14 protein-coding genes and 6 pseudogenes are annotated in these 21,083 nt (G+C 60.0%); 12 read left to right on the plus strand and 8 right to left on the minus strand.

Going from position 1 to position 21,083, the window contains the following annotated elements:
* The first annotated feature begins 196 nt into the window (after nt 1-196).
* Together NKH41_RS25165 and NKH41_RS25170 are read left to right on the plus strand one after the other, a co-directional pair.
* Nucleotides 197-2,278: an FAD-dependent oxidoreductase gene (locus tag NKH41_RS25165; protein WP_031194753.1), complete on the plus strand. Its 2,082-nt coding sequence runs from the start codon at nt 197-199 to the stop codon at nt 2,276-2,278.
* A 152-nt stretch (nt 2,279-2,430) separates the two neighbouring features.
* A complete protein-coding gene (locus NKH41_RS25170; protein ID WP_245278698.1) occupies nt 2,431-3,321 on the plus strand; it encodes a sugar kinase in 891 nt (296 codons plus the stop codon).
* 1,240 nt (nt 3,322-4,561) lie between these two features.
* Here the strand turns inward: NKH41_RS25170 and NKH41_RS25175 are convergent.
* The 3 genes and pseudogenes from NKH41_RS25175 to NKH41_RS25185 form a co-directional block, all read right to left on the minus strand.
* Complete coding sequence (locus NKH41_RS25175) at nt 4,562-4,756, minus strand: site-specific integrase (RefSeq protein WP_023721618.1); 195 nt, start codon at nt 4,754-4,756, stop codon at nt 4,562-4,564.
* A 633-nt stretch (nt 4,757-5,389) separates the two neighbouring features.
* Nucleotides 5,390-6,532, minus strand: a complete 1,143-nt coding sequence (gene wecB / locus NKH41_RS25180) for a non-hydrolyzing UDP-N-acetylglucosamine 2-epimerase (RefSeq protein ID WP_023721620.1) — start codon at nt 6,530-6,532, stop codon at nt 5,390-5,392.
* A gap of 473 nt (nt 6,533-7,005) precedes the next feature.
* Nucleotides 7,006-7,471 (minus strand): annotated as a pseudogene (locus tag NKH41_RS25185) (IS6 family transposase); the annotation flags it as partial.
* A 268-nt stretch (nt 7,472-7,739) separates the two neighbouring features.
* Between NKH41_RS25185 and NKH41_RS25190 the strand changes: the two are divergent.
* The 4 genes and pseudogenes from NKH41_RS25190 to NKH41_RS25205 all read left to right on the plus strand — a co-directional run bounded on the left by NKH41_RS25190 (nt 7,740) and on the right by NKH41_RS25205 (nt 10,725).
* The gene (locus NKH41_RS25190; protein WP_023721622.1) at nt 7,740-8,465 is read left to right on the plus strand and encodes an FkbM family methyltransferase; all 726 of its coding nucleotides are present in this window, start codon (nt 7,740-7,742) and stop codon (nt 8,463-8,465) included.
* A gap of 194 nt (nt 8,466-8,659) precedes the next feature.
* A pseudogene (locus NKH41_RS25195) lies at nt 8,660-8,802 on the plus strand (IS21 family transposase); the annotation flags it as partial.
* A 504-nt stretch (nt 8,803-9,306) separates the two neighbouring features.
* A pseudogene (locus NKH41_RS25200) lies at nt 9,307-9,936 on the plus strand (TCP-1/cpn60 chaperonin family protein); the annotation flags it as partial.
* An 18-nt stretch (nt 9,937-9,954) separates the two neighbouring features.
* The gene (locus tag NKH41_RS25205) at nt 9,955-10,725 is read left to right on the plus strand and encodes a GntR family transcriptional regulator (protein WP_023721624.1); all 771 of its coding nucleotides are present in this window, start codon (nt 9,955-9,957) and stop codon (nt 10,723-10,725) included.
* 55 nt (nt 10,726-10,780) lie between these two features.
* Here the strand turns inward: NKH41_RS25205 and NKH41_RS25210 are convergent.
* Nucleotides 10,781-11,422 (minus strand): annotated as a pseudogene (locus NKH41_RS25210) (IS630 family transposase); the annotation flags it as partial.
* A 12-nt stretch (nt 11,423-11,434) separates the two neighbouring features.
* Here NKH41_RS25210 and NKH41_RS25215 point away from each other — a divergent pair.
* Nucleotides 11,435-12,043 (plus strand): S46 family peptidase, encoded by a 609-nt coding sequence (locus NKH41_RS25215; RefSeq protein ID WP_023721626.1) that lies wholly within the window; start codon nt 11,435-11,437, stop codon nt 12,041-12,043.
* Between the two features lie 27 nt (nt 12,044-12,070).
* Here the strand turns inward: NKH41_RS25215 and NKH41_RS25220 are convergent, their stop codons facing one another.
* Nucleotides 12,071-12,262 carry a hypothetical protein gene (locus tag NKH41_RS25220; RefSeq protein ID WP_084642947.1) on the minus strand — a complete coding sequence of 64 codons (192 nt, stop codon included), beginning with the start codon at nt 12,260-12,262 and terminating at the stop codon, nt 12,071-12,073.
* A 991-nt stretch (nt 12,263-13,253) separates the two neighbouring features.
* Here NKH41_RS25220 and NKH41_RS25225 point away from each other — a divergent pair.
* The 5 genes and pseudogenes from NKH41_RS25225 to NKH41_RS25245 all read left to right on the plus strand — a co-directional run bounded on the left by NKH41_RS25225 (nt 13,254) and on the right by NKH41_RS25245 (nt 17,635).
* Nucleotides 13,254-13,553: a Y4lK-related protein gene (locus NKH41_RS25225; protein ID WP_023722911.1), complete on the plus strand. Its 300-nt coding sequence runs from the start codon at nt 13,254-13,256 to the stop codon at nt 13,551-13,553.
* A gap of 479 nt (nt 13,554-14,032) precedes the next feature.
* Nucleotides 14,033-14,329: pseudogene (locus NKH41_RS25230) on the plus strand (nicotinate-nucleotide diphosphorylase); the annotation flags it as partial.
* Between the two features lie 460 nt (nt 14,330-14,789).
* Nucleotides 14,790-14,975: pseudogene (locus NKH41_RS34215) on the plus strand (transposase); the annotation flags it as partial.
* Nucleotides 14,976-15,327: 352 nt separating this feature from the next.
* Entirely contained in the window at nt 15,328-16,536 is a 1,209-nt protein-coding gene (locus NKH41_RS34220; protein WP_502896266.1) for a peptidase M16 family protein, read from the plus strand.
* A 40-nt stretch (nt 16,537-16,576) separates the two neighbouring features.
* Nucleotides 16,577-17,635 carry a class I SAM-dependent methyltransferase gene (locus tag NKH41_RS25245; RefSeq protein ID WP_031195349.1) on the plus strand — a complete coding sequence of 353 codons (1,059 nt, stop codon included), beginning with the start codon at nt 16,577-16,579 and terminating at the stop codon, nt 17,633-17,635.
* Nucleotides 17,636-18,031: 396 nt separating this feature from the next.
* Here the strand turns inward: NKH41_RS25245 and NKH41_RS25250 are convergent, their stop codons facing one another.
* From NKH41_RS25250 to NKH41_RS25260, 3 genes are all read right to left on the minus strand, one after another.
* Nucleotides 18,032-19,450, minus strand: a complete 1,419-nt coding sequence (locus tag NKH41_RS25250) for an FAD/NAD(P)-binding protein (RefSeq protein ID WP_352515797.1) — start codon at nt 19,448-19,450, stop codon at nt 18,032-18,034.
* Entirely contained in the window at nt 19,447-20,622 is a 1,176-nt protein-coding gene (gene ssuD, locus NKH41_RS25255; protein WP_023722900.1) for an FMNH2-dependent alkanesulfonate monooxygenase, read from the minus strand. The genes NKH41_RS25250 and ssuD overlap by 4 nt, the downstream gene beginning before the upstream one ends.
* Nucleotides 20,623-20,655: 33 nt before the next feature.
* The coding region (locus tag NKH41_RS25260) for an acyl-CoA dehydrogenase family protein (RefSeq protein ID WP_352934518.1) at nt 20,656-21,083 on the minus strand (428 nt) is incomplete at its 5' end.

Below are 21,083 nucleotides of genomic sequence, written 5' to 3' on the forward strand. Positions count from 1 at the left end.
CATGATCCGCCGCCACGAAGTGAGCAGGGAAATGGGGCGAATGTTACGATTTCCGGCTGTTCTCGTCGGCCAAGATATCCCGCGCATGCACGCACTGATCGGCCAAATTCGTGCTGACACATCCGGTTGGCATTTCATGGTGATGAATCACTGGCAAAAATGCGCTCCCTGATGACACAAGGATCTTAGCAGTCTTATGACGATTGACGTCCCGCAGCACATTCTCGACGCCATGACCGATGTCGATATGCCGCGACTACGGTCGGAGACGGCTCCGTCCGGTACAATGGTCCACGGCGACCTTCAAGTCCCGGTCTATCGATGCGGTTGTGTAGTGGTCGGTTCCGGTGCGGCGGGGCTGCGTGCGGCGGTGGAATTAAGGCGGCGTGGGAAAGAGGTGGTTATCGTCAGTCAAAGCGCTTGGGGTGGAACGTCGGCCTGCTCCGGCTCTGACAAGCAGACGCTGCATACGGCCAACAGTGCGGATCAGGGAGATAACTACAAGGCGATGGCGCGAGCAATACGCGCCGGCGGCGCGATGGATGAGGATATTGCCTATGTGGAGGCCGTGGGCTCGTCTCGCATGATGGCCTCGCTACAGTTTCTTGGCCTTCCACTGCCTCAGGACGCGCTGGGCGGCACTCTCAGATACAAGACCGACCACGACGAGGTGGGTCGTGCCACCAGTTGCGGTCCACGCACGTCACGTCTGATGGTCAAGGTGCTTGCCGAAGAGGCGATCCGTCTTGATGTTCCGTTCTATAACCACACTACGGCTGCCAAAATCCTCACCTGCGGGGAGGGGACGGATCGGCACGTCGCCGGCATTCTTACGATGCGCCCCAACGACCGAACAACAACAAACCCCTTCGGCCTTGCCCTGTTCGAGTGCTCGGTCCTTGTGCTTGCCGCGGGCGGTCCCGGCGAACTTTATCGTGATAGTGTCTATCCCAACGGCTGCTTCGGGTCGCTCGGCCTTGCGCTCGAAGCTGGTATCGAATTGGTCAACCTTACGGAGAGCCAGTTCGGTATAGGCACGCGCCGGGAGGGTTTTCCCTGGAATCTGTCCGGCACCTATGTCCAGGCGATTCCGCATGTCTATTCGATTGACGCGGAGGGCAATGAGCACCACTTCCTTGCCCAGTATTATCGCAGCACACAGGAGATGGCCTCCAACCTGTTCCGCAAGGGATATCAATGGCCTTTTCATGCCACGCGGATGCTCGATTTCAGCTCGAGTCTCATAGATGTTGCGATCTATCGCGAGTCCGCAGCGGGGCGGCGCGTGTTCATGGACTTCAACCGGAATCCGCTGCCCATGCCCGGCGATCTGCCGTTCTCCCTCGAACGGTTGGACGACGACGTGAGTTCCTATCTCGGCAATGCCGGCGCGGGTCAACATTTGCCAATCGAGCGGTTGAAGCACATGAACCCGCTCGCGATCGAACTCTATCGTCGCTACAAGATAGACATAACCAAGGAACCGTTGGAGTTCGCCGTCAACAACCAGCACATGAACGGCGGCATCATGGTGGACGTTTGGGGGCGCAGTAGCCTTGCCGGCTGCTATGCGATCGGAGAGGCCGCTGGTACGCACGGCGTGACGCGGCCCGGCGGAGCCGCGCTTAATGCCGGGCAGGTCTTTGGCACCCGAGCGGCCGAGCACATTGCAGCCAGCGGCAAAGCAAAAGTAGCGCCGAAGGTCGACATTGCCCGAGCTGCGCAAGCGGGCATCGCGGCGCTCTTCACGATCATGCGCCCCGACAGCTCGCTGACGATCAAGTCGGCGCGTTCCACGATCCAGGCGCGGATGAGCGATGCGGCCGGTATGATCTGCGACGGCGAGCGGGTAAGCCAGGCCCTCGCAGAAGCTCGAAGACTCAATGTAAGCATTCGCGCAAATGGCATTAGGTACAAACGACCTGCTGAGGCGGTGCGGTCAATACAATGGCGGCAAATGGCGCTAGCTTCCGAAGCGGTGCTTACCGCTTTGGACCATTACATTGGCCAAGGCGGAGGGAGCCGCGGTTCCCGCGCAATATGCGATCGAGAAGGTGAATCGCTTCCGCTCGCGAGGACAGGCCCGCTGGAAGACTATCGCTTCCGGAGGGAGCGCGACGCCCAGCGGAGTGAACAGATCATTGTCCGATTGGACGGCGTCGAAATGGTGGTTTCAACACGTCCAATCCGTTCGTTCGACGAGAGTGCTGGGTCGTTCTTCGAACGCGATTGGCCAGATTGGCTGACCGGCCGGATCTTTGATCGCGGTTCTGACTAAGAAGATACCTAGTCGCGGTGCGCGTGATGTCGTCAACATCCGCATGGAATATCTGGAACTGAGGGAACCTGAGGCCTAAACGCCAGCCGAAGGGCGACCGGAGACGGACAATGAGGTGTGGTATGGGTGGTGGAGAGGCTGACATCGTTTGCATGGGTGAACCCCTGTTCGAGTTCGCGTGGCGGCGGGACGGAACGATCAAGCCGGGCATTGGCGGCGATGTGTCGAATTGCGCGGTCGCCGCAGCCAGATCCGGCGCGAAAGCAGGGATGATAACCCGCCTTGGGGAGGACAGCCTGGGCGAGCGTATCCGGTCGCTGTATCACGACGAAGGCATCGCAACGACGCATGTCATCCGTGATGCTGCCGCGCCAACCGGTATCTATTTCATAGAGTATGGTCCTGATGGTCATAGCTTTTCCTACCGGCGCGCCGGCTCGGCTGCCTGCCGCCTGGCAAGCAGTGATCTCGCACCAGGCATGTTCGCGGGAGTGTCATTTCTTCATCTTAGCGGGATATCACAGGCTATTTCCGAGTCTTGCCGGGACGCTTCGTTTACAGCGATGGAGATGGCCAGATCGGCAGGTGCCAAGGTTTCCTTTGATACCAATCTGCGGCGCAGTCTATGGACGCCGGCAGCGGCGTGGGAAACCTTGTCAGCTTCATTGCCACAAATAGACTTTCTCTTTCCGAGCATGGAGGACGCACAAGCCCTGCTCGGGCTATCGGATCCGGATGCCATTTGCGACGAATTCCTTCGACACGGCGTCAAAACGGTCCTTTTGACCCTAGGCGAAGAAGGCGCAATTGTAGCTGGTGGCGATATGAGAATTCGGATACCCGCTTACTCAGCGCAACTTGTGGATGCGACGGCTGCTGGTGACACTTTTGATGGTGCCTTTCTGGCTGAATTTTTGCGCTGCGGCGATCCAGAGGCGGCCACCCGGTTCGCTTGTGCTGCGGCGTCCCTCGCAGTTGAGAAGACCGGCGCGGTCGATTCCATCCCTTATCTGAGAGAAATCCGCACACGTATGGCTGCGTAGTCCTGTCGAGCTTGCACCACACCAGCATTGGAAAACAACGCTCGTATATGCCCACCGTCGCGACGCGACGGCCACCAGTGCGTCGCCGGCGAGACGGGATCCAGATACCGGCCGATGCCGTTGCGGCCTTCATCAGTCTCCTTCGTCTTCAGGTGACGAAGAAAGCTCAGAATGGCTTGAAGCCGTGAGCCCGTCGAAATTCGCCAGCTTTTCAACGATCGCCATAGGAGTTTCCGCTTCGGCCTGGTCTTCACCGCAAAGATGCAGCACGACGGGGTATAGGATCTCCACCGGTGAAATATTCAGCACCTCGCAAAAGTGGAGCAGTCGGCCGACGGTCAGCCGTGAAACCGCGTTTTCGTAACGATTATAAACCTAGTCGCTGAGCCCAAGCATGGGTGCTAGCTTTGAACGCGGGATTTTCCGTCGGTCGCGAGCGTTGCGAAGGCTGGTGCTGATCTTTTTTTCGATTTCGGCGCTTAACTCCAGTTCGCCGAAGCTGGTTTTCCGATAGACCGGCTTGTCAATTTATGGATCGTCGATCTGCTGTAAACCGAGGTGAGAAATCCATTCTTCGAAAGGTCCTGCCATTGCTCCTGCCAAAGTGACGTTGATCTTCTGTGTTCGTTCCAATCAATGTAACCGAATTGGTTGACTGGACGCCACCTTGGAATCTAGTGGGCCTGCCAGAATATGGGCGCGTCGCTTCGCGAAACCGCTCTATGCCTTCGGCACGGAGCCAACGCGGCCAGAACGCCGTCATCAATACACCAGATTGGGATATCGCCCGTTTACAGCACGGCCCGCAATCAGCATAGTGCGCCAGCTCGGGTAATACGAGTTGGTGATGGTAAGTCGCTAGCTCTTCTTGCCATTCACCGCGGGAGCCGTCCTGGCGCTAGCCGGTGACGACGGCTGCTTTCTATTCAAAGAGTGACGGCCGCGATCGCGGCCGACTTTGTCTGCCTCAGAGAGGGAAAGAGGGCCCTGCCTTCTCTCCCTCGCAAGCAAAAAAGGTCTCCCAGTCCTTCCTCCGCTACGCCTTCGGCTGCGCTACGTGCAGGATCGACGCGGATCCCATTACGCGGATCATGCTTTGCCTCGGGCGGGCGAACCCCCTCAGTTTGTCCCTCGCGCCGACCACGGGGCGTCTTTGGATCGGGCGCCGCGATGAGGGTGTCCACTTCGGCCTTGGTGAGGTGGTACGTCACCTCAATGTGCGTCCGTTTAATGCGAATCGTCAGCACGCGTTGGGCAACGCCGAAGAACGCCGGGTCGGCGGCAAGCGACGTCGGAAGAAAGATCGGATCGCGGCCAAGCGGGCGTTGCGCGTGGTGACGGAATTGTTCCGCTTCTCCTCGAGTTCGTCGAGAAAAGCGAGAACAAGGTCTCGATCAAGCTCTTCGAGCGTCAACGCCGCCGGCTTCTTCCGCAACCGGGCGGCGGCAAAAGGATCAGCATGCGCAAGGCGTCGCGATAGCTGGCCACGGTCGCGGGAGTCGCGTTCCGCTGCTTGGTCAGGCGCCGGCGGAAATAGGACTCCAGGAGCGGCGCTACGAGCAGGTGTGCGGTGTTCGCTCGTGCTGCGCCTCCATCGAGGGCGGCACGCTCAGGTAGTAGGCCGTGTCGGTGTAACTGGCGTGGCCGAGATATGTGGCCAGCGCCTGAACGTCTGCGCGCTGTTGGTGCCAGAGGCTGAGGCGGGTCACGGCAAACCGGTGATCGTGCGGCCTTAAACGGCTTACCGCCATCAAAGTCGGCGAGTTTACGGACCTCGGCAAAGCCATTTTGCAGGCCGGTCGCCGAGAGGCGGTTGCCCCGGGAACTGAGGACGAATCCCTGATCCTTGGGTATGGGCGCTTCATTTCGGAATCGGGGGCGGGCTTCATGGGAATAGGCACACCACAGCGTTGGAGAAATTGAGATCTCGTCGGATTGTTACTCCTAGCCATGACCTTCTCTCTTTTGTCGTCATCGCCCGGTCCGGTCAGTTCGATATGGTGGTGTTCTTCGGAGGGCGTGGAGGGCAGCGAACGGTCCCGCGCCACGCCGCTGATCTGGCGGCCCATCAGTTGGCCAGCTGCGACTCGCGCGCGGTGTGCGCAGCGAAATATCTCGCGATTGCACCGATGACCCGAGTTGTCGCCTTTCCATCGCCGTAGGCGTCCACGGGCTGGGCCATCCGTGAATATTCGTCCGGATCGCGCAGCAGCCGGGTCGCTTCACTCACGATGCGGGCGGTGCTGCGGCCCACAAGGCGCGCCGTGCCAGCTTCGACAGCCTCCGGCCGCTCGGTGATTTCTCTTAAAACGAGCGTCGGTTTGCCGAGTGAAGGGCCTTCTTCCTCTGCGCCGCTGCTGTCCGAGATGATGATGTCCGCGCGCAGCATAAGGCTGCAGAAGTTGCGGTACGGCAGAGGATCCACCACCGTAATATTCGCCTGGTTGCTTAAATAGGGCAAAATGACTTCGCGCACTGCCGGGTTCTGGTGCAATGGGATGATGACACGCACGTTCTCCTGACATGATAGCTGCACAAGAGCTTTTGCGATCTCGTGCATCGGTGCGCCCCACGATTCACGCCGATGTGCTGAGGCGACCACGATCCGCCGCGTTTCGTTCTTCAGGTCGGCAAGCGCTGGCTCGGCGAAGGCGGGGGCATTTTCGGCCGCCCAGTGAAGGGCGTCGACGACCGTGTTCCCGGTGACCGTGATACGATCCTCAGCGGCACCTTCGCGGAGAAGGTTCTCGCTGCTACGAATCGTCGGCGCCAGGTGGAGATCCGTTATCTGGGCGACCAGGCGCCGATTGGCCTCCTCTGGATATGGCGATGCAATGTTGCCGCTACGCAAGCCCGCCTCGATATGGATGATGGGGATACGGTGCTGGAAGGCGGCCAGGGCTCCTGCCAGGGTGCTCGCGGTATCGCCATGAACGACTACCGCGTCGATCCCCCATTGTTCTATTTGCCCGGAGAGCCTTTCCAGTATTCGATATGTGACCTGTGACAAGGTCTGGCGAGGTTGCATGACGCTTAGTTCGATGTCGGGTCGAATACCGAATTCCGCTAAAGCGATATCCAGCATCTCGCGATGCTGCCCCGTGGAAACAACGAGGGGCTCGAACCTGCGGTCGAGCTTCATCGCCTTAATTACTGTGGCGCATTTAATCGCCTCAGGACGAGTACCGAAAATGAATGCCACCTTGGGCATGATCGTCTCTCCAAATAAATGTGAGCGCGCTCTCTGCTAGTGTCTTGCGTGGCCTGGGGGCGTCGGAGACCGCAGTCGCCAAGGAATCGCCTAAGGGGCCATAGGCGCCATCATCAGGGCCGAAGCGAACCACGTCTTGTCCATTCACAGCGGACGACGAGGATGTACCCTTGCCATAGTACGCGATTTGACGCGGATCGCCTTCCTCCATCGCGACTGACCCCGGCATCAATGATGGCGGCAATTGCTGCCGCCACTCCTCAACGAGGAGGCACAAAACTCGTGCCACATTGGCTGATCGAGCTAAAAAACAATTTGTGATTGCTTACAGCTACTTAGCAAACAGAAAAAAGTTCGCCCAACCGAACTTCGTGTCACGGGCTCGACAAAGCCGACACACGACGCAGTCTTAGCGACGAAGAGCAAATCGCTGCGTCGGACAAGCTGGCCGGCTTTGCCAAATGCGGGTCGGCTTTCGACCGGCGCCGGGAGCAATCCTGCAATCGACTTGTGGCATCGCAGGAAACAATGGCTTCCCGGTTGGTCTGCCTGCGTCGATGACGATGCGATCAGCACGGTCATGGCGTGCCAACGCTCTTACGCTTGGCGGCCGGCAAATCCCGGGATTCACTGAACCAGAACTCGACGGTGTCGCCGACGCTGTCGATGGCGCGATAGAGGTCCATCCATCGCCAGCGGACCTTGATGTAGTTCTCGTCCGCATGCCATTTGCCGGTCACGAGGCGCTTGCGCCGGTTAAAGCGTTCCATCAGCAGCGGCGCGAAATGAACGACCCAGCGATGGATCGTTGAATGATCGACACTAATGCCACGCTCCGCCATCATTTCTCGAAGATCAGCGTAGGCTCAGTCCGTAGGCCAGATGCGAGCGAATGCAAAGCAAGATCACAGATTGGTCGAAATGGCGGCCTTCGAATATCTCAACTCTCCGAGGAACACCGGAGCCCAATGCGCTTGGTTACCAAAAACTTTGCAACACATCCTCGGGAAGTCGCCGGACGGTGGCGCTGATGTCGCGAACCCGACAAAAGTGTCGCGGCCATTCCAGCGGGCGCGCGTGTTTCACTCTTGTTGAGTAAGGAGCACCGCATTCGGCACGTGGCACGCTGATTGCGGGGATTATGAGCAGGGGCCGTCGCGACAACCGGTCGTAGCGGTCCCCTGTCCAATACATTGGAGGTCGAGCTATGTTGTCCCACTTCGAAAACCAGTCAATAAACCAAGAGGTCACTAGGCTCAATCTCCCGAACTCTCGGATAAAGCACTTCGCGCCGGCTAGTTACGCACAAGCCGGAGAAGACGTTATTGTCGAAGGAATTCTGGCTGCAAAACTCTGCAAGAGTCAAAGATCTTGGGCCAGTGTGTTTTATGTCGAGATCGGCGCTAATCACCCCATCTCGACCTCAAATACCTTTCTTATGTACCAACGGGGCGCGCGAGGTGTTCTGGTTGAACCCAATCCTGAATTGGAAGCGCTGATCAGGACTGCTCGCCCGGAAGACGTTCTCGTTCGATCCGTTGTCTTGCCCGCTCCGCAAGCGTCTGCGACGCTCTTCATCGGAAACGCCCATGAGCTTTCGTCGGTGGATAAAGCACACGTTGAAAGTTTCGGGGACTTCGACGGTATAGGAGGTATCCGAGAACATATCGAGGTGAGCGCGATCGGTATCAATGAACTACTGGCCCCTTATGCCAATAAGATCGATTTCTTATCGATCGATTGCGAAGGACTGGATCACGATCTCGTCAAGGCCATTGACTACGAGTGCATCAGACCTGCTGTCATCCAATGCGAGCCAAACGAGCATTATCTAAAGGGCAATAGGGATCGGATCATCAATGTAATGGAATGCAGATCATACCGGCTTGCTGCAATGACTGACATCAACGTCGTCTTCGAGCGATTGACTTGATGCAGCGGCCCAAATCGAACGCGTCATTGAACGTACACCAAGCCTGCCAACGTCCGTCCTCGGGTGCCGCGTGGCAATCAGATGAAGCGCATATCGCCGCATGTAGCGTAAGCGGGAGCTGAGGCCATTCAGCGCTGGGAATTCCATGGCATGAGGGCGTCGATACCGCTGTTTGGCCATGCATTGGGATCGGCCACTATCTTATCGAGCCGGTGGCCTGCACTTCAGCGTCGGGTTGGGAGAGGGGTCGGGTCGAGAACCAGGTCAGGCTGGGCGCGAGCGCTTTTTCACCCCAAGGCTGCGCTTCAAGAACCTGGAGGAACTCAACGCCTTGCTGCTGGAGACGGCCTCAGCTCCATGTCCCGCGAGCGCAGGCCCTGAACGCGCCGAAGACGTATTTCATAGGCTCAGGATAGGCCCTGTGAAACTTCGTCTCGTCCGCATCGAGACAACGGTCAATGCGTCCCATGGCGCAATCAACACAGCAGGGCATAAGGGTCGGAACTTCATAGGCCAGTCCACTCTTGGAGAACGGAGCAAAATTAATCCGCATGTGCGCGCGATGCCGAAAAAGGGTCGCGCGAGCCCTGCACCAAGCCCTGTCGGTCCGAATCGGGGTAGCCTGTTGCAATCTGTTTGTCCTGAAGGAGAACGACATGACGTTCCGTTCATTGGATGACCGCATCCTCGTCCGCCGCATCGAAGCCGACGAGAAGACGGCCAGCGAGGCATCACCATTCCCGACATCGCGAAGGAAAAGCTGCAGGAGGGCGAAGTGATCGCCGCCGGTCCTGACGCACGCAATGAAACCGGCCAGCCTAAGCCACTGGACCTCGAGGTCGGCGACCGCCGTAAATCGATGCTGGAGGATATCGCGATCCTGACTGGCGGCACCGCCATGAGCGAGGATCTCGGTATCAAGCTAGAGAATGTCGCGCTGGACATGCTCGGCCGCGCCAGGCGGGTGACAGTCGAGAAGGAGAACACCACGATCGTCGACGGCGCCGGCAAGAAGGAGCAGATCCAGAGGCGTGTCACCCAGATCAAGACGCAGATCGAGGAGACCATCTCCGACTGGATCGCGAGAAGCTGCAGGAGCGGCTGGCCGAGCTCGCCGGGGTGTCGCCGTCATCCGCGTCGGCGGCTCGACGGAGGTCGAGGTCAAGGAACGCAAGGATTGGGTCGGCGACGCCATTCATGCCACCCGTGCCGCGGTCGAGGAGGGCATCCTGCCCGGCGGCGTGGCGCTGCTCAGAGCCGCCAAGGCACTCGAGGCGGTCGCCGCCGACAACGCCGACCAGAGATACGGCCCCGATATCGTGCGGCGCGCCATCGAAGCTCCCGCGCGCCAGATCGCGGAGAACAGCGGGGCAAACCGCTCCATCGTCATCGGCAAGCTGCGCGAGGCTGTACCTATGGCTCGGACGCCCAGACCGGCGAATTCGGCGATCTCTTCGGCCAAGGCGTGATCTCGGCTTAAGGAGACCGCATGGTTCAGCCCGGTAGAACTCCATTTCATATTCAGCTCGCGGATATCATTCGGTCTCAGATCGAGAGCGGGGTCTTCAATGCTGGGGATCAGCTCCCCACTCAGATGGAGTTGATGAAACAGCACGAACTCAGCAGCAATACGGTGCGACAGGCGGTGCTTGCCCTTGTCGGTGAAGGCTTGCTTTATCGACGCGCTGGCAAGGGGACGTTTGTTGCCAAGCGTCACATCGGCCGGGACCTGCTCACTTTTTCAGGATTTTCGGAAGAAGCGGTAGCGCGTGGCTTCCGGCCGGGTACCAGGCATGTGACGGTCGACTGGCGTTCCGCTGACGCCGTGGTTGCAACCGCACTTAATGTGCCAACCGATGAACGAGTACTAAACATCGAGCGCGTGAGAACGATTGACGACGAAGTCGTAGCTGTTGAGACGGTTTCGCTTCCTGCGGCAATAGGGCGCCAGATCGAAAAAGTGGACCTTGCCGACACCTCTCTCACCGAGATTCTCGAGCGGCAACTTGGTGTGACTCTGGCGCGAGCCAGGCAGGAGATAAGGGCCGGCACCGCGCGTGCCAAACTGGCAAAGGCACTCGACGTGCCTAGCGGCACTGCGGTACTGCAAATCGACCGTACCGCCTTCGACGCGACCGATCAGGTTATTTACTTTTCGTCCTCGTCCTACCGGGCCGATCGCTACATTTACACTGGCTGGATCGAGCGCAAGAGCGCCTCGATCGCTCAACCCCGCCAATTGATCGGCCGGAGCAGATGATGCCCAACTGCGAAGGGATGTGTTGCAAAGTTTTCAGCTAGCTAGTCATGTGAACCTAAAGTTCGCCACATAAGGTCTGCTCGGCCTAAACACCTGACGGACGAGAGAATTTCGTCCGCGGACTTGGTCCATCGATAGGGCTTTGGGTTCTCATTGTGGCGCTCGATGAAGGTGCGAATATCGGCCTCGAGCTGGCTGGTTGAGGTATGCACGCCGCGTCGCAGCTGCTTTCGGGTCAGTTCAGCGAACCAGCGTTCGACCTGATTGATCCAGGATGCCGATGTGGGCGTGAAGTGGACATGGTAGTGAGGCCGGCGCGACAGAAACCTGACCAGCGCGGTTCTGTGGTATCCATGATGACGTGGACATCGAGATCGGGCGGCACATTGGCGTCAATCTGCTTGAGGAAGTCCAGAAACTCGGTCGCCCTGTGCCGCTTGTAGCATTTGCCAATCACAAAGCCGGACGCCACATCGAGCGCCGCGAACAGCGAGGTGGTGCCGTGTCGGACATAGCTATGGGTCCGGCGCTCCGGCACGCCCGGCATCATCGGCAGGACCGGTTGCTCCCGATCGAGTGCCTGGATCTGGCTCTTCTCGTCGACGCTCAAAACCATTGCCCTGTTGGGCGGTGACAGGTAGAGCCCGACGATGTCGCCAACCTTGTCGACGAACAGTGGATCGCTCGACAGCTTGAACTGGGTGAAGAATTGCCCGCGGCGCCCGGCAGCCGCATCTATGTGATCGAGGACATGCGGGATGTGACCGCCGAAATGCTCAAGAGCCTCTCAGACAAGCTGAACGGGTTTGCCCGCTGTGAGCGGCTCGCCACGAACAAAAAGGCCCTGATCGCCGCATGTGAAGGACAGCCCAATCACCGTTGCGACGTAGGGGCCCATTATGGCGGCGCCTCCTACTATCTCCTCCAGAAGCTCGAAATTGAGGACGTGCGCCTCGTCTATGCGCCCGCGCTCCGCATCGGCAACTTCGGCGGCCAAACGGATAACTGGATGTGGCCGCGCCACACGGGCCACTTCGGCTTTTGTCGCGCCTATGTCGCGCCTGATGGTTCCTCCCGGCCATATGCGCGCGACAACGTGCCCTACCGGCCCAAGAACTGGCTGCGCATCGCCGTTGAAGGCGCCAGGATGGACATTCTGCTGAATTTTACCTGCGGCGCTGTTTCATGGACGCGCTTGGGCACCCCATTTTCTATTGCCCGCCTCGGCTCATGCGGGGCGGGCTTCTTGGCCTTCTGGAGGATTTGCTCACCATGGTTCATAGTGGCGGCGCAACCGTCCGGTGAGCGCCTCACCTGAGGCTACATGGCGGCCGTGGAGATTGCCTCAGGAGCGGCGCCCAATCGGAAACCTTAGCACCTCCGCGTTTTGGCGTGGCTGCTTGAACTCTTCGACGGCAACCGCCTCAATTAGCAGGTCCAAGGCTTGGCGTCCCCTTCGACTCATCGGGTCATCGCCACAAAGGTAGTCATACGCTCGATCTAAATGCACTCGGGCGGCGGAAAAATCGCTTGTCATAGGACCCTCTCTAACCACCCCATTGCCGTCTACGAGGTGAAGGTCGCGCAATCGTCAATATTTACAGACAAATTTGAATTAAATCGCGGATGATCGGGGAGTAGCTAGGCCGTCACCCACGGTGACTGAACCGGCCGACATCGGCGCCGAGGTCTCGGCATTCCTCGCGCGCCTGGAGGCCGTAGTCCCCTAACATGATGCCGCCGTCCAGCCCGCCGACGATCACTCGCTGGCGCTCGGTCGGATCATAAATGCCGAGCACCCCGTTCCGAGACCACCTCTAACCGGCGTCATTCGATGCGGACGCGGAACCGGCCCGATTTTGCGGCGCAGAGCCAGAGGCGGCGAGGCGGCCGCCCAGGTCCCAGGCCGGTTGGCTCCAAATCGCGCTAGGTCGTGTAGATCAGGTTTGTACACACCACTTAGCTATACGCGGGGGGCGATAATGCCATCGAAGAACAAATGGCGCAGGTATTGGGTATCGATCCGTCGGAGCACCCAATCCCGCCCGCAACGCGGTTCGCAGCCATCTCGACCGATTGGTGGACTCCTGACTGCGGGATCTAAGGAGCTTTTCCTAGCCTATAGCTAAATGGAAAGACGCCCATCCCCTCGATTGAGCCAACCCAGACCCAACCTACTGGACTCCAGAGCGAAAAGAGCGCGTGCGGCTCGTGCGACTTGTGGGGAAAAGGAAATGGCGCCTCGGCATGACTGACTCCGACTGCCTGAGCGCCGGCTTTCAGTGCGCGCAAGGGGAGCGTTCCGGTGGCCAATGCTGCTGTTGGAACGGAGCAGGTGGGTTGTTCTAGCAACACGGTTGAGTGTCCGGGGTGCCAACAATGAACAAATGCGCAGGAACACTCGATCCGCGCCTTCTGCAGGCCTGCCTACAAGCTGTGCAAGTGCACAGGTAGCGAAGGTGCGCGCATTCAAGCACGTTTGAGCGTCGGCGCAATTTCCATGCCGACCACCAACGGAGATATCTGCGATGACCAGCAACATGCGGCTAATGAAAGCGAGCGAGATTCCCGCCTTCGTCGACAAGGTGATCGAGGCTGGCTGTGATATCTGTGCGATCGGTCACTTAGGCTATTCACTGGGCGATGTTGACGGGAAGGTACCCTGGCGCAAGGTAAAAAGAATCGTGGAAGAGTTTGGCGATCGTGATCACCTGCTACCGGAGATCGTTGCCTATCTTCGCTCGATAGGTCGGTACATAGAACTCACGTCGTCGACAAACGACGGCCGGAGACCGCACAAAACAGGCACTCGAAATTGGAACGCATAAAGGACGGGTCGGATACGATTGTCGAATCCGGCTCCTTCACCGACATGACGAGCTCGACTTCCGGACGGGTATTGACGCCAATGAGCTGTGGTTTGCCCAACAGGGCAATAACCTGGTCTTCTCGTACTGGGCACCACGGACAAGGGTCGGTCAGCCCCCCAGTGGCATTGCGATGTGCTGTCGTTTCTGACTCTGGCACCATAGTTCAACCCGATAACCGCAGTTTACTGAGAGAATCCACAACTTCGTAGCTGCGGCAGGAGAGAACCAAGCAACAGCTAGAAAACCGCCGCCGAGTTCCATAATAGCGTTATGAAATGTCCTGATCTGGCAAAATAGGAATGTCGCTCCTGCTTGTGCCTTGCCAGTCTCTCGCCTTCGAGAGCGGAGAGATTGCATCTTGACTGAAATCGCATTGAGGCCCTTGTCGAGGGTTATAGAGCGGCGGATGACGAGCGTTGCCGCCGCAAGCGTGGCTGGCGCGAGCAAGCGTAGCTCATCTCGTCAAAATCGAAGTGGAGGTCGATACGCTGATCCAGTTGGAGGAGGCACTTGGCTTCGCCCCCGACGCTATCCTGCTCGACAACATGTCGGTCGATGAGTTGCGCCACGCGGTGGCGATGGTTGCCGGGCGGGTGGTCACCGAAGCATCGGGCCGGATTACGCTCGATATGGCTGCGCAGATTGCTGCGACGGGCGTCGATCTGGTCTCCATCGGCTGGCTGACCCATAGCGCGCCGATCTTGGATATCGGACTTGATTATCGGGACTCATAATCGACTGATGGACGGCACCGGGCGGATAAGTTTTCCGGTCACCGTCAAGCGGCTAGCAGAGAAGCCGTAAAGGTCAGAAACCAGGGAACAGGATGGAAATGGACGCAACGATTTCGACGAAGACGATGCCGCCAGGTCAAGCACATGACTTGGCGCGAAATGCGCAAGAAAGGCTTTCGTGGCCAGATCGGCGTCGTCTCTGAATGGGCGCGGCGCAGACGCCTTGCTGAAAGGACCGATCAAAGCGCACTTGCCCGCACGCCTTCGGCACGAAGCATGGCCAAGCTCATGACGCTGGCGCGTGACGACCTGTCCAAATCGGACGCTGTACTGATCGGGGCAATCGAGAGCAATGTTCCTGACCTCGGTCATCGCGCGAACGCTGATCGACGACTTTCAGCAGATGATCCGATCAAAGGCGGCCGCAAAACTGGACACTCGGCTGGACGGCGCGAAGGCAAGCCTCGTCGGCTCCTTTGCAAACAGGGTCGAAAAGGACATCGCCGCAGTCCGCAACGCCATCATCTCTCCGTGGTCGAATGGCTAGACCGAAGGCCAGATCACCAAGCTCAAACTCATCAAGCGGCAAACGTACGGCCGCGCCAAGATTGATCTGCTCCAGGCGCACCTTGTCGGTGCAACTTAGGCTGTGGCCGCAGCGAGAGTGCCGAATGAGGACCCCGTTTAAGGGGTGATTCTCGTCCAAACGGTTCGGATGGGCGGTCGTCCGCCAGCAACTTCTCCTTGCTAAGAATCCGGCATCCTCGAAGGCCTCGCGCCAGTTCGAAGCGCATTCATATCCCCCTCCGCAGCAGCACGCGCAAGCATCGTCACAAGCCCCGAGCCGCTTCGCGTTCGGCGCTGTCCAATTTCCGACAATGTCGGATACGCAACGTAGCAGGGTCAGATCTACCAGACTGCGTATAAATGGTTTTCTCATTTGGCACGGTACATGCATCATCATCCGCAAACACGTGCCCGACCAAAGAAGACGTCGCATGATCACCTCACCAAAACATACCGCCGCCGCGGAACAAATCACTTCGCCCCGAACCTTGCTTATCGTCCGTCCCGTCACCACAACCGGAGCCATCCGCTTCGTCTTCGACGGCGGCACCACGCAGGACTCGGCTGACAAGGAGGGACTGGCCAATTTGATGACCGGCCTGTTCGACGAGGGCGCCGGCGATCTCGACAGCGATGCCTTCCAGGCGACGGTTGACCATGCCGGGGCCGAGATGAGCTTCGACGCGCAGCGCGACGGCATTTATGGCAGATGCGCATGCTGCCCGAACGGAAGGACGCCGCCTTCGATCTGCTCAGGCTCGCGCCTAACAGCCCCCGCTTCGACCAGGAGCCCGTCGACCGCATCCGCGCCAAGCGGCGCAGAATCTACGGCACGCATCCTTATTCGAGGCCGGACGAGGGGCACCAAGGAGAGCCTCGCCGGCATAACGCCGGTCGATCTAGGCGCCCTCCACAAGGCCGCTTTCGTCGGTGACGGGCTGCACGTAGCGGTCGTCGGCGACATTGATGCCAAAGGCCTGAGTGAAAGGCTCCACGACTCGGTCGGCGATTTGCCTCAGAAGCAGGCGATCGCGCCGGTGGCCGATGTCGCCCCGAGCTCGGCCGGCGTAATTGGTCGCCTACGACCCGCCGCAGACTTCGCTGCAGCTTGTTTTTCCCGGCATCGGACGCAGCGACTCGGAATTCTAAGCCGCACAGCTGATAAGCAAAATACTCGGAGGCTCGCCATTTACCTCACGTCTGTTCCAGGAAGTGCGCGAAAAGCGCGGCCTTGCTTACGGTATCCATTCCAGATTGAAAGACTACCAGCATTCCAATGCGCTTGTCGTGACCACGGCGACGCGCGCCGACAGGGCGGCCGAGACGCTCGGCGGATACGCCACGTGATCAGGGGGTTGGCGGAAACAGGGCCGACAGAGGCCGAGCTAAAAGCGAGCAAGAACTATCTGATCGGCACCTATGCTACCAACAATCTGGATTCCTCCAGTTCGATTGCAGCCACGCTTGTCGGGTCTTGGCATCGGCTACACCAGCGCCGCGCCGCCCTCATCGATCGACCAAGTCGAGGCAGCGGCAAAGAAGCTGCTTTCGGCCGAACCCGCCATTATGGTGATCGGCCCGCGCGTGGACGCCAAAGGATGGGCCCGGGCTCCAATTTCGCCATTCTTCTCCCCTTGTGAGGCTTTTACCGGGAGAGATCGAGCCCAAAGGGAGATTCCGATGTCTGAAGCGAGTCAGCAAAAGTTGGACACATTCTTGGAGAAAATGGTCTGCGATCTCGGTGCGATCGCTACGGGCGCGGGAGTCTTGTTGGGAGACAAACTCGGCCTGTTCGAGGCATTGCGCGAAGGCGGCAAGATGACTGCCGCCGAACTTTCGACACGCACCGGCACCCAGGAGCGCCTTGTAACGGAATGGCTTTCCGGGCAGGCGGCTGCGGGGTATGTCGACTACGATGAAGCCAACAACAATTTCTATCTCAACGCCGAGCAGGAACTGGTGTTCGCCGATGAAAATAGCCCGGCCTTCATGGCTGGCGCATTCGAGTTCCTATCCGCGCTGTGGCTCGACGAAGAAAAGGTGAGGCAAGCGTTCCAGTCCGGCAAGGGCGTTGCATGGCACGATCATAGCGCGTGTCTGTTTCGCGGCACGGAGCGGTTCTTCCGTCCAGGCTATAATGCCAATCTGATCGACTCCTGGCTGCCGGCCCTGGAGGGCGTAGTCGAGAAGCTCGAACGCGGCGTGGAGGTCGCGGATGTCGGATGCGGTCATGGCGCATCGACGGTGCTCATGGCACGTGCTTTCCCCAATTCGCGCTTCGTCGGCTTCGATTATCACGCCCCTTCGATCGAGCGCGCCCGCAAGGCCGCCGAGGAAGCCGGCGTCGGCGCCAACACGCGCTTCGAGGTCGCGGCCGCCAAGACCTACCCCGGCACCTATGACCTCGTCGCTTTTTTCGATTGCCTTCACGACATGGGCGACCCGGCGGGCGCCGCCACCCATGTCCACGGGTCGCTCAAGCCGGATGGCACGTGGATGATCGTCGAGCCGTTCGCGCATAATCATCTAGCGGCGAACCTCAATCCCGTCGGACGCGTTTACTATGCCGCTTCCACGTTCGTGTGCACGCCCGCATCCCTGTCGCAGGAAGTCGGGCTCGGGCTTGGCGCCCAGGCCGGCGAGGCGAGGCTACGCAAGGTGGTGACCGGCGGCGGCTTCAAGCGATTCCGTCGCGCCACGGAGACGCCGTTCAACATGGTGCTGGAGGCCCGTCCCTAGCGCGGCCGTCGCTAGAAATTGCAGCTCATCGCTTTATGGTGAAGATCTCGTCAAAATCCGAACTCACAGTTATCGACAAATTTCCAGAGGCGTCACCCCCCTGACATCAGATTGGAGTTGTTAGAAGCCAACAGTAGTTGAAGGCACACGCAGCCAAGCTCGTCGCCTAGACTACTTCGGTGCTCTCAGAGAAGCCAACTCCGAAGACCGTACTCCGCTCAAACGCGCAGTCTCTCCACCTGAACTTGGGCGACTTCGGCGGCGTCGGCGACAAACGCGAAAAGCGCCAGGAGCGGCACTGCGACCAATGGCGCTTTCATAAACCTCGAAGGCGCTTTCAATCCTGGCGATGCGTTCCGTCAGTGTCATCTGAATAGACTCATGCTAATCACAGCTTCACGACGCCTTGCGACGCAACGCCGTTTGGTATCCCAACCATTGGTGAATTTCGGCGGCGATGCGCTCGGCATGTGCGGTGACTTCGGGAATTCCCATCAGTTCGCCGACGCTGCCGCGCGCCAATGGCCCGCTGACGAAAATGCTGTCGGTCGGGCGCCCGGATGTGCCGACCGCACGGCCTTGGCTGTCGGTCTCCAAACCAAGACCAATCGGGTCGAGCCGGACCAATCCCATCCGCTCGAGCGCCGCAATCGCCGTGTTGGTCCGCAAGATATCGGCGTGCGCCGGTCCGGTCGTCACGATCACACTGTCGAAAGCCTCGACAACGAGGCTGCGTTGGCCACGCAGCCGCTGCCTGACGCAAATGCGTCCGTCGACCTGTTCGGCGCCGACAATCGTTGCGGCGCGATAGGCAAGCCTGCCCTCGGCAACGCCGCGATCAAGCACGGCCGCGATCTGTGGAGCGATGCGGAAGCGATGCACATCCCACAGCGCGCGAAGATGGCGCACCACGCGGCGCTGCTCGGCGAGCGGCAAGGCCTGCCAGATGATTTGCCCCTGTCGCCGGACGGCGTCGAGCACCGGGTGCCAGCCTTCGCCCCGACGCTTGGCATCAAGGATCGTGGCCCGGATGCGCCTGAACAGTGCCGTTGCGCTGCGTGAAGGCAGGGTCGTGAAATCGCCGATCGGATCGCCACGCGAGGCTGCATGGCTGCGCGAGCGGTAGCCATGGCGCGAAAGTGCTGTGATGCTGCCGCGATGCCTCCTGCGGTCGAGAGTGGCGATGACGTCCGCCGAGGTCAGCCCGGTGCCGACGACCAGGACATGGTGGTCGCGCTCGATCGCTTCCAGTCGTTCGAGATCATAGGGATTAGCGACCAGACCGGCGGCGCCGGCTATAGCGCGCAAGGCTGGCGGTAAGGCCGGCGGCGGATGAGTCGTTGCGACAACCAATGCATCGGCCGCGAGCGTTCCGCCGTCGGCAAGGATGAGGCGATATGCGTCGCCGTTACGCTCGACCGACGCGACGGCGGATCGGACGTGCCGAATCGTCTTGCTTTGCAAAAATGGCTGAAGGTGGGATTCGACATAACGGCCGAAAACGCGACGCTGTGGATAGGCCGCGCCGTTGGTAGTGATCGCCTCGGCGTCATTCAGAACGGCGCCGGTCTGCTCCAGCCAGTCGGCAAAGTGGCTGTCCTGGCCGGAGATCAGCGTCATCCTCGAGGCCGGCACATTGATGCGGTGTGAAGGATCGGTCGTCGAATAGGCCAGACCATAGCCGAGCCTTTCGCGCGGCTCGACGACCACGATATCGGATGCACTGGCCGGGAGCAGCCGCGCCAGATGAAACGCAGTCGCCGCACCTGAAAAGCCGCCGCCGACAATCGCTATGATCGGTTCGCTGGCGCTCAAGACTGGCTCGCGCGCAGCGACGACGGGCGATGGTCGCCGGCCACCGTTTCGCCGAAGGGGCCCATGTTAACCGCCGTCGGCCGCGTCGAGATTTCGTGATCGAGCGGCAACAGCGGCAGCACCAGTTCGCCGAAGCGATAGGCTTCCTCCAGATGCGGATAGCCGGACAGGATGAAGGTATCGATGCCGATGCGCCGGTATTCGTCGATGCGCTCCGCCACCGTCGCCGCATCGCCGACCAGAGCGGTGCCGGCGCCGCCGCGCACCAGGCCGACACCGGCCCACAGATTCGGACTGATTTCGAGTTTGTCGCGACGGCCGCCATGCAGCCGGCTCATGCGCGACTGGCCGACGGAATCCATGCGCGCGAAAACCTTCTGCGCCTCGGCGATCGTCTTGTCGTCCAGGCGGCTGATCAGGCGGTCGGCATCGGCCCAGGCTTCGTCATTGGTTTCGCGAACGATGACATGCAGCCTGATGCCGAAACTCACCTGGCGTCCGGCCTTCTCGGCAAGGCCGCGCACATGGTCGACCTTGGCGGCGACGTCAGCCGGCGGTTCGCCCCAGGTGAGGTATTTGTCGATCTGCTCGGCGGCGACCGCATTGGCCGCCTCCGACGAGCCACCGAAATACAGCGGCGGATGCGGGGTCTGCACAGGCGGGAACAGCAGCCTTCCGTCCTCGATGCGGAAGTGCTTGCCTTCGAAGGCAATGGTCTCGCCGCTGAGCACGGCCTTGTAGATATCGAGAAACTCCCGCGTCACCTCATAGCGCTCATCATGGCTGAGGAAGATGCCGTCGCCCTTGTTCTCGACCGGGTCACCGCCGGTGACCACGTTGATAAGCAGGCGCCCGCCGGAAATGCGGTCGAGCGTCGAGGTCATCCGCGCGGCAAGCGTCGGCGATTGCAGGCCCGGCCGCACCGCAACGAGGAAGCGGAGCCGCTGCGTCAACGGCGCCAGCGCCGACGCCACGACCCAGCTGTCCTCGCAGCTTCGGCCGGTCGGCAGCAGCGCGCCGTAATAGCCAATGGCGTCGGCGGCCTTGGCGACCTGGGTCAGATAGGGCAGGTCGACCGCCCTGCCCCCCTCGGAGGTGCCGAGATAGCGGCTGTCGCCATGGGTCGGGAGAAACCACAGGACCTTGATCCTGTCGGGGATGGCAGTGCTCATGAACAGTCCTTTGTGACTTTACGGCGTTCTCGCTCAGCTCCAGGCGTGGAGCGGCGGATTGACGTCGTTCAGGTAATAGTTGCCGAGGATCGCGTATTTCCAGCGCACGGGATCGTGCAGCGTGTGGGTGCGGGCGTTGCGCCAATGCCGGTCGAGATTGTGCTCGGCCAATGTCGAGCGCGTGCCCGCGAGTTCGAAAAGTCTGTTGGTGGCGTTGATGGCGATCTCGGTGGTGAGGATCTTGGATTCGGCAACCGCGATCTGCGCTTCCGCGACGGTCTTATCGTTGGCGTCGAGCACAGCGCGATCGACCGCAAGGCCGGCCTTGTCCAGAACCGCCTCGGCCGCATTGGCCCGCAGGCGGAGGTCGCCGACCGCCTGGATCGTGTAGGGATCCTGCCAGGCATGATCGACGCCGCTGTCGATCCACGCGCGCGACTTGGTGCGCACGAAGCTGACGG

Origin of the sequence: Mesorhizobium sp. M1169 (assembly GCF_040318345.1) — a bacterium.
GTDB lineage: Bacteria > Pseudomonadota > Alphaproteobacteria > Rhizobiales > Rhizobiaceae > Mesorhizobium.